The following is a 6,137-nucleotide window of genomic DNA, read 5'->3' as shown; positions in this document are numbered from 1 at the left end:
TGTCGTGATCGGATTGTTCGATTACGACAACGACAACGACAACGACAACGACTAACGACGCCCGGTCCGTGAGACGGTCCGCTCGCTGAGGGTCAGGGACCGCGGTCGGTCTCGATGGCCTCCAGGATCCCGTCCCAGAAGCGCAACCGCGCGCACACCGCCTCCTCGGCGGCGGCCTCTGCCTCCTCCAGACGCAGGGCGTCGTTGCCGCACAGTTGGGTCAGCAGTTGCATCGACAGGGGGGCATGGAAGTCCTCGTCCAGGTGGACGTGGCAGTTCACGTAGTAGTGGAAGCCCGGGGCCTGGGTCGGGCCGAGCGGCAGGTGCGCCAGCAAGCCGCGGAACATGCCGGGGAGCAGGTGCTCGCGGCCCATTACCAGGGCGGCGGCTACCTCGTGTGGCTTGTTTTCGTGGATGAAGCAGAAGGTGGTCTCGGCGAAGTAGCGCGCCGGCTGGGGCACCAGGTCGGAGTAGAGCGCCTTGTCGAGCCCGCGTTCGGCGACCAGGGCGAGAAACCGTTTGGGGCGCTCCCCGTCGGCGCCGATCTCGTTCATGGCCTCGCAGTAGAGCTCGAATTGGCTCCCGTAACGGAGGGCGCCGTCGCGGGTCGGGGCGCTGTCGGACTCCTGCTCCAACACCAGCCGGTTGATGAAGTAGCGCAAGGCCGGGTCCCCGTGGGGCCTCCAGGGCACCTGCGTCGGCGCCAGGTGCCGCTGCATGTACTTGATCAGCGACATGAAGTCCCAGACCGAGTAGACGTGATGGTCCATGAAGACCCGCAGGTCCCGCAGTTCGCGGATGGCACTGTAGAGTGGGTGGTTGTTGATCTGCTCCTGCAGCGGGCGCAAATGTTCCAGGTTTAGTACTGCCATGGCGGGGCTCCTCGTCACAGGGTCGATCACCGGATACTGGTCCGTCACTATACGGTTTGGCGCGCGGAAAACCAGTCGCACGGGCGTGCGATGCGCGGAGCGGGTGCGCGGCGCTCCCAGGTGTGCGGCGCGGGTGCGATCAGAACTGATATTTTAACGTATATTTCGTAGGGTACGCATCGCGTGCCCGCCAACCTGCCGCGACCGCCGGAGCGGGGTGCGCGATGCGTACCCTACAGCCACAGCTACTGGACGTTCTCACTGACCGGGCGTCGTTGTCGTTGTCGTTGTCGTAATCGTGGTCGCATCATTTCTACTTCCGTCGCGGCTGAAGCCGCTTCCACAAGGCCCCGCCGGACTTTCACGGTTAAGCCGCTCCCACCGGGTCGGTGTGTCCTGAGGGTACGAAGGTATGCGGGAATCGCCTGATTGCTCGCGCTTGATCGATCGCCGGACAGGCACCGGGAATTGCGCTTCGCGTTACTGGATCCCCAGGTCGGCCCAGATCCGATCCACCCGCTCGCGCACCGCATCGTCCATGCGGATCGGCTGGCCCCACTCGCGGGTCGTCTCGCCCGGCCACTTGTTGGTCGCATCGAACCCGATCTTGGACCCGAGCCCCGACACCGGGGAGGCGAAGTCCAGATAATCGATCGGGGTGTTCTCGATCAGCACCGTGTCGCGCGCCGGGTCCATGCGGGTGGTCATGGCCCAGATCACGTCCTGCCAGTCCCGCGGGTTGATGTCCTCGTCCACCACGATGACGAACTTGGTGTACATGAACTGGCGCAGGAACGACCAGACCCCCATCATCACCCGCTTGGCGTGCCCCGGGTACTGCTTCTTCATGCTGACGATCGCCAGCCGATAGGAGCAGCCCTCCGGCGGCAGGTAGAAGTCCTGGATCTCCGGGAACTGCTTGCACAGGATGGGCACGAAGACCTCGTTGAGCGCCACCCCCAGGATCGCCGGTTCGTCCGGCGGTCGGCCGGTATAGGTGCTGTGATAGATGGGGTCGGCGCGTTGGGTGATCCGCTCGATGGTGAAGACCGGGAAGCGGTCGACCTCGTTGTAATAGCCGGTGTGGTCGCCGAAGGGGCCCTCGGTCGCCAGGTCGTCCGGGTAGATGTGCCCCTCCAGCACGATTTCGGCCCTGGCCGGCACCTGCAGGTCCGACCCCAGAGCGGCGGCCACCTCGGTGCGACTGCCCCGCAGCAGGCCGGCGAAGGCGTATTCCGACAGGCTGTCCGGCACCGGTGTCACGGCCGCCAGGATGGTCGCCGGGTCCGCCCCCAGGGCCACCGCCACCGGGAAGGGCTGGCCCGGGTGCGCCCGCTGGAAGTCACGCAAGTCCAGCGCGCCCCCCCGGTGGGCCAGCCAGCGCATGATGACCCGGTTGGGTCCCAAGACCTGCATCCGGTAGATGCCCAGGTTCTGCCGCGGCTTCTCCGGACCGCGGGTGATCACGAGGCCCCAGGTGATGAGGCGTGCGGCGTCGCCCGGCCAACAGTGCTGGATCGGGTAGCGCCCCAGGTCCACCTGCCCGCCGGCGCAGACCTGCTCCTGGCAGGGGGCGTTGCGCCTGACCTTGGGGGCCATGTCCAGGACCTTCTTGAAGATCGGCAGTGCCGCCCAGGCCTCGCGCAGTCCCTTGGGCGGGTCCGGCTCCTTGAGGAAGGCGAGCAGCCGACCGACCTCGCGCAGGGCCGCCACCGACTCCTCCCCCATCCCCAGGGCCACCCGCTTGGGGGTGCCGAACAGGTTGCCGAGCAATGGGATGCGCGACCCCTTGGGCCGCTCGAACAGGAGCGCCGGTCCGCCCGCGCGCAGTGTGCGGTCACAGATCTCGGTCACCTCCAGGTAGGGGTCGACCTCGGCGCGGACGCGTTTCAGCTCGCCGCGGCTTTCCAGTTGGTCGATGAAGTCGCGGAGGTCGGCGTATTTCATGGGCGGGGACGCTACCAAGGCTGCGGGGTCGGGGGCGGCATGATGGGGTATCGCCGGGTTCGCCTCAACCCAGAAAGGGGGGTGGCCGCGAAGCACCGTAGAAGAACGCCGATAGAACAGGGGGTTGTTATCGGCGGGAAGTCATTCCAAGGAGGCTGATGACATCCCAACGCCGCCGCCTGACCTGAAGTGTTACGCATCTTCCAGCGCCTTTAAGGCCGGTCATTGCCCGTCTAGCGGACGGGACCCCAACCGGCCCGCGTACGTTTGCCGCCCGCTGAAAAATGGGCTACGCTTGGCTGCAAACAGCCCTATCCACCCCTTGAGGCCAATCTGAAGCCCGGTTCGTGCCTTGTTGATCGCCCGCTGCCCCGCAAGCGGCCCAATAGGTTGGGCCCAAGAGGTTGCAGTCGATGCCGGTCTGGAGAAGATTCCTGCTCTCTGAGCGTGGCTGTCCGCTACGTTGTGCCGGGATCGGATCAGTTCAACCAACATTTATTCGTCGTACGTGGCGCGCCCGGTGTCACGGTCAGGATTAGTGCCACACATGCGCTGGATAAATGCTCATCCGTTACTGCGAGATAACATGAATCAAGATCGTTTGGCAAATCTGATAGAGCGACCGGAGGTTCAACAGATGATACTTAATGATTATGATGGGGGCTACGCCCTGGGCATCACGTTGAACCCAAGAAATCGCTCTGAAATAGCTATTCGTGTGCGCATTGAAGGCGCGGAAGCCGCCAGTATTCCATCGGAGATTATCTTGGAGGGTGAAACCATCCCAATAATCGCGAATACCAACTTCAAGGTGCCTGATCCTCTTAACCATCGCTAAATCATGGCGCGAGCGTCTTAAACGCTCGTCTACCAAGTAATCAACTTGCCAATTTGGAAGCAATGGAGGACGTGATGGGCGTTTCCTTTGAGAAAGCTCTGGATAATGTAGAAGCTGCGGCAGAGGAGCTATTTGACGCAGATCCCAGGGTGCGCTCAGTGGGCATTGCGCGTCATGCGACTGCTTATGGGTTTCGTGCGGTTAGAAATAGCGCTGTGCCTGTTCCGCTCAGTGCCGGCGTGCCTGCCATCAAGCGATTCAACGATATACCTGTAGTTCAGGTTCAGCGATTGTCCGAACCAATGGGGAAATTGTGGGAATACTCTACGCCGGCAATGGCCAGCAAACATATGCCTGCCCTATTGATGCGGTGTTGCGAGATTTGACATGCACTCTGGTATAAGAGCACCGGAGTGGTGGGGGCGGAGTCTGGTAATGGTATAGACGCCCGGCCTCGCGAAGCGAATGGTTGAAGCTAAAGGCCGGGTGCGCCGTCCAGGCGGGTGACGCTGAGCGTCTCCGTCACTTCGGGGCTGTCCCCGGCGCCCTTGCTGGTATGGCGCAGCGGGCTGACATCGTGGGCGTCGCGACCGACTGCCACCCGGATGTAGGTGTCGTCGGCGAGCAGGCCGAAGGCGGGGTCGAAGCCGCGCCAGCCGGCCCCGGGGACCAGGGTCTCGACCCAGTTGTGCAGGGCCTGGAGGCGCGCGGCGGTGCCCGCTGGGGCCTCGTCGTCGGGCTCGAACCAGGCGGCGTCCTGGTAGCCGGAGACGAAGCGGGCGGGCAGGGCCCAGCCGCGCAGGAGCGCAATCAACAGGTGGGACAGGTCGGCGGCGGTGCCGCGTGCGGCGCTGAAGAGGTCCGGCAGGGTCTTGACGGATTCGGTTTCCTGGGGGTCGAACTCCGCGACCGTATGGACCCAGGTGAGGGCCTCCTGAATTTGGCTAAGCACCGCCACCCCCTCCTGCCATTCGGGCGTGGGGCGGCCGGCGATCTTCTCGGGGAGCTTGGGGGTCAGACACCCCTGGTGGTAGACGAAGTCCCACAGGCGCGGGGCCTGGTGCAGGCTGTCCGTCAGCCAGACGCGCTCCCGGGCCGGGCTCAGGACCTCGAAGTCGAAAGGGTTCGATAGCCGGGTCTCGACCTCGGCGGTGAGGGTGAATTCAAGCGCGCGGTGGGCACTGAGCACGCCGAAGTGGTGTGTCAGGTTGCCGAAGCCATCGTAACGGGCGACCGGCAGGGTGGCCGGTGAGACCCGCAGTTCCAGGCGGGCCAGCGCCTGATTACCGTCCTCCCAAGGCGCCAGGCGGACCTGGCAGTGATGTTCCCGCACCGGGGTGGGATAGAGGATGCGGCAGTCGCGCTCGATACGGTATCTCACGGCGCGTCTCCCAGGTGGGCCTCGAAGTAGTCCGCCTGCAGGGCCGTCGCCAGGTCCGCCAACAGGGCCAGGTAGCGGTCGAGATATTCGTGCAGGCCCTGGTCCAGGATGTCCCGCGGGGTGGCCACGGTCAGGTGTTCGCGCAGCGCCTGCAGGGCCCGCGGTACCTCACCGTGATCGATCAGGCCGATACGCGCCAGGGCCCGCTCCATGCCGTTCAGACAGTAGGTCAGGGAGCGGGGGAAGTCCGGATTCAGTACGGTGAACTCCACCACCTCGATGGGACGGATGCCGCCGTGGTACTGGCGCCGGTAGGCGTCGAACCCGGACAGTGACTTGAGTAACGCGCCCCATTGGTAGTAGTCCAGCGGCGAGCCGACCAGGCTCAGATCCGGGAGCAGCAGGTGGTAGCGCACGTCGAGGATGCGCGCGGTCATGTCGGCCCGCTCCAGGAGGCTGCCGAGCACGGTGAATCCGTAGGCCTCGCCGCGGATCATGGTGCTCTGGGCGAGCCCGTAGAAGGTGGCGACCTCCCGGTGCACATGGGCATAGAACTCCGCCGCCCGCCAGGGTTGCAGCGTGGTCTTCAGGTGTTTGTCCACCGAGAGCCAAAACTCATTCATCGCCTCCCACATGGCGCTGGAGATACGGTCACGCACCACCCGGGCGTTCTCCCGGGCGAGGCGCACGCTGTTGTAGAGCGAGCCGGGGTTGTCCTTCTCCTGGGTCAGCAGGTGGATGACCCGCTGTACCGTCACCCGCTTGTCCGGATAGCGCACCGGATAGAGTTCGTCGGCGCCGACGATGTTCAGCAGGGGCTGCCACTGCATCTCCTCGGTGGCGCCCTCATCCGCCTCCAGCATGTAGACGACATTGATATCCAGGATGCGCGCGGTGTCGTCCGCCCGCTCCAGGTTGCGCGTCATCCAGTACAGCGATTCGCCGATACGACTCAACATGGAAGAGATTGTCCGCAAATAAACGCAAATGAACGCAAATCAATCCATAAGTTAAACACTTCCACTAGGGGCTACTTATGGCGCCATTTTCGTTGTCGTTGTCGTTGTCGTTGTCGTAATCGAGGTTATCGTAAAGCCCC

The 6,137-nt window shown here is 64.1% G+C and carries 7 protein-coding genes; 2 read left to right on the top strand and 5 right to left on the bottom strand.

What is annotated here, in order from left to right:
• Window positions 1-92: 92 nt before the first annotated feature.
• The 3 genes from QZY48_RS31980 to ubiD form a co-directional block, all read right to left on the bottom strand.
• Window positions 93-872, bottom strand: coding sequence for a DUF3050 domain-containing protein (locus QZY48_RS31980; RefSeq protein WP_295438310.1), 780 nt, complete (start codon window positions 870-872; stop codon window positions 93-95).
• A gap of 258 nt (window positions 873-1,130) precedes the next feature.
• Window positions 1,131-1,334, bottom strand: a complete 204-nt coding sequence (locus tag QZY48_RS31975) for a hypothetical protein (protein WP_295438307.1) — start codon at window positions 1,332-1,334, stop codon at window positions 1,131-1,133.
• 18 nt (window positions 1,335-1,352) lie between these two features.
• On the bottom strand, window positions 1,353-2,819 hold the full coding sequence (ubiD, locus tag QZY48_RS31970) for a 4-hydroxy-3-polyprenylbenzoate decarboxylase (RefSeq protein WP_295438304.1): 1,467 nt from the start codon (window positions 2,817-2,819) through the stop codon (window positions 1,353-1,355).
• Window positions 2,820-3,405: 586 nt separating this feature from the next.
• Here ubiD and QZY48_RS31965 point away from each other — a divergent pair.
• Together QZY48_RS31965 and QZY48_RS31960 are read left to right on the top strand one after the other, a co-directional pair.
• Window positions 3,406-3,657: a hypothetical protein gene (locus QZY48_RS31965; RefSeq protein ID WP_295438302.1), complete on the top strand. Its 252-nt coding sequence runs from the start codon at window positions 3,406-3,408 to the stop codon at window positions 3,655-3,657.
• A gap of 62 nt (window positions 3,658-3,719) precedes the next feature.
• Window positions 3,720-4,043, top strand: coding sequence for a hypothetical protein (locus QZY48_RS31960; RefSeq protein ID WP_295438300.1), 324 nt, complete (start codon window positions 3,720-3,722; stop codon window positions 4,041-4,043).
• An 89-nt stretch (window positions 4,044-4,132) separates the two neighbouring features.
• Here the strand turns inward: QZY48_RS31960 and QZY48_RS31955 are convergent, their stop codons facing one another.
• Window positions 4,133-5,038 carry a transglutaminase family protein gene (locus QZY48_RS31955; RefSeq protein ID WP_295438298.1) on the bottom strand — a complete coding sequence of 302 codons (906 nt, stop codon included), beginning with the start codon at window positions 5,036-5,038 and terminating at the stop codon, window positions 4,133-4,135.
• Window positions 5,035-5,997 (bottom strand): alpha-E domain-containing protein, encoded by a 963-nt coding sequence (locus QZY48_RS31950; RefSeq protein ID WP_295438295.1) that lies wholly within the window; start codon window positions 5,995-5,997, stop codon window positions 5,035-5,037. Before QZY48_RS31950 ends, QZY48_RS31955 begins: the two co-directional genes overlap by 4 nt.
• Window positions 5,998-6,137 lie beyond the last annotated feature (140 nt).

This window comes from uncultured Thiodictyon sp. (genome assembly GCF_903828115.1).
Lineage (GTDB): Bacteria > Pseudomonadota > Gammaproteobacteria > Chromatiales > Chromatiaceae > Thiodictyon.
The sequence above is the reverse complement of the archived record's forward strand: the minus strand, read 5'-3'. Positions and strand labels throughout refer to the sequence as shown.

Excerpts from the sequence above, each read along its gene's own strand:
- QZY48_RS31980 (WP_295438310.1), bottom strand. The coding sequence starts at position 872 with ATGGCAGTACTAAACCTGGAACATTTGCGCCCGCTGCAGGAGCAGATC.
- ubiD (WP_295438304.1), bottom strand. The coding sequence starts at position 2,819 with ATGAAATACGCCGACCTCCGCGACTTCATCGACCAACTGGAAAGCCGC.
- QZY48_RS31965 (WP_295438302.1), top strand. The coding sequence starts at position 3,406 with ATGAATCAAGATCGTTTGGCAAATCTGATAGAGCGACCGGAGGTTCAA.
- QZY48_RS31960 (WP_295438300.1), top strand. The coding sequence starts at position 3,720 with ATGGAGGACGTGATGGGCGTTTCCTTTGAGAAAGCTCTGGATAATGTA.
- QZY48_RS31950 (WP_295438295.1), bottom strand. The coding sequence starts at position 5,997 with ATGTTGAGTCGTATCGGCGAATCGCTGTACTGGATGACGCGCAACCTG.